The organism is Desulfobacula sp., from assembly GCF_014237455.1.
Lineage (GTDB): Bacteria > Desulfobacterota > Desulfobacteria > Desulfobacterales > Desulfobacteraceae > Desulfobacula.
In genome coordinates this window covers 1-1,646 of the sequence record NZ_JABZFL010000046.1, presented here as the reverse complement: position 1 = coordinate 1,646, position 1,646 = coordinate 1, and the positions used below count along the sequence as shown (strand labels likewise).

Genomic DNA, 1,646 nt, shown 5'->3' with positions numbered 1-1,646 from the left:
CAGGCAGCAGGCAGGGCATGCTCATTCCCATTAAACCCAAATAGTGCCCGAATAAATATTAATCCGTCAGGACTCCACCAGTTTGTGGCTGTCCTGCCAGGTCAGGTCCAGTTCATATATATTTTTCAAATCCTTAATTTTTTTCAGGTTTTTTCCGCTGAAAGGAGCCTTGCCGTCAAAGGCATGCAGCACAATGCCTTCAATCAGGTTGCCAAGTGACATATCATGGTATTCAGCAAGTCCCTTTAATACCTTTAGCAGCCTTTTTTCAATTCGAACGCCTGTCTGCACCCTTTCAACCTTGCGTGACGGATTCATCTTTTTCCTCCTTATACAGTATCGATGAAATAATACTCAACAGCATTAGTACCAGACCTGAAACCATTAGCAACGCCTGATAATCATATTTTTCCAATAGAACCCCATAAATGATCATAGCACCCGGTATGGCGGCATTCCCTACCGATCCTGCCACAGCAAAGACTCTTCCTGAAAAATTATTATCAATGCTTTTTTGCAACAGCGTCTTGAAAGAAATGCCTGCGCAGATAATGCAGCAGCCAAATAAAAATATCATGGCAAGGAAAAGGAATATCAAAACCGTTTCATTCCCTTTAAAAAAAGATGCCGCAACATAGAGCAGTCCGATGGAAAAAACACTTATAAAGAGTGCCGTTTTTTCCTTTCCAAAAATACTTTTAATACTTAACACCGCAGCCATTGTAATGGTTCCAATCCCGAGCGCAGCCTGAAAAAAGCCAAAAGTTCCTGCCCCGTCCTGGGTAATCGTATCGGCAATCACCGGCATAAACACTTCTATTGAACCCACAAAAAAATGGATGATCATCACCATAAACAAAAGGATCGCCAACACCCTCCTGGAAAAAATATAGTGATACCCCTGTTTCATATCCTCAAATATGCCGGATTGTTCTTCCTTTAGTGCAGATTTCGACGTCGAGGGAATATGAATAAAACATTCAAACCCGGCAGACACAATAAATGAAACCGCATTAATGATAAATACCCATAAATATCCAAACGCTGAAATAAAAATTCCCGCTAAAAAAGCCCCGGCAATGGTGGAAAATCCATTCACAAACTGGTGCTTTGAATTGGCAGAGGCCAAATCTTTTTCATCCACTATCTGGGGAATCACAGATGGTATGGCCGGATCAAAAAAGGCGACATTAACACTCAAGAGTGCCTGCATCAGTAAAATCACATAAAAATTCATCATTTCAAAATAAAAAAGAAGGGCGAACAAAGCGATAATCACCCCCCGCAGCAAATCTGCTCCTACAATAATAATTTTGCGGTTATACCGGTCGATAAAAGCACCCGAAAAAAAACCAAGGACTAAAGAAGGGATTAAGGAAGCCGCCAGCACCGCCCCCATCTTTGCCGAGGACCCTGTTGTTTCCAACACCCAGAAAGACAGGGCAATATAATGAAATTTATCTCCGATCTGTGAAACAAACTGACCGGTCAGCAAATAAAAAAAATCCCGATTGATCATTTTTAACATTACCCTGTCGTTGCATAAAAAAAGTAGTAAATTAGTAAAGAAAAAGCTTGAGGAACCCCATGAATAAAGGTTATAATAAGTTTATGAGACAAAAAAACAACCAAATTCAGGAGGCCAC

At 40.8% G+C, this 1,646-nt stretch carries 2 protein-coding genes; both read right to left on the bottom strand.

Features of this window, described 5'->3' with window-relative positions:
* Positions 1-66: 66 nt before the first annotated feature.
* Positions 67-318: a hypothetical protein gene (locus HGJ91_RS06675; RefSeq protein WP_291346933.1), complete on the bottom strand. Its 252-nt coding sequence runs from the start codon at positions 316-318 to the stop codon at positions 67-69.
* Positions 296-1,519, bottom strand: coding sequence for an MFS transporter (locus tag HGJ91_RS06670; RefSeq protein WP_291346932.1), 1,224 nt, complete (start codon positions 1,517-1,519; stop codon positions 296-298). Before HGJ91_RS06670 ends, HGJ91_RS06675 begins: the two co-directional genes overlap by 23 nt.
* Positions 1,520-1,646: the final 127 nt, after the last annotated feature.

Excerpts from the sequence above, each read along its gene's own strand:
- HGJ91_RS06675 (WP_291346933.1), bottom strand. The coding sequence starts at position 318 with ATGAATCCGTCACGCAAGGTTGAAAGGGTGCAGACAGGCGTTCGAATT.
- HGJ91_RS06670 (WP_291346932.1), bottom strand. The coding sequence starts at position 1,519 with ATGATCAATCGGGATTTTTTTTATTTGCTGACCGGTCAGTTTGTTTCA.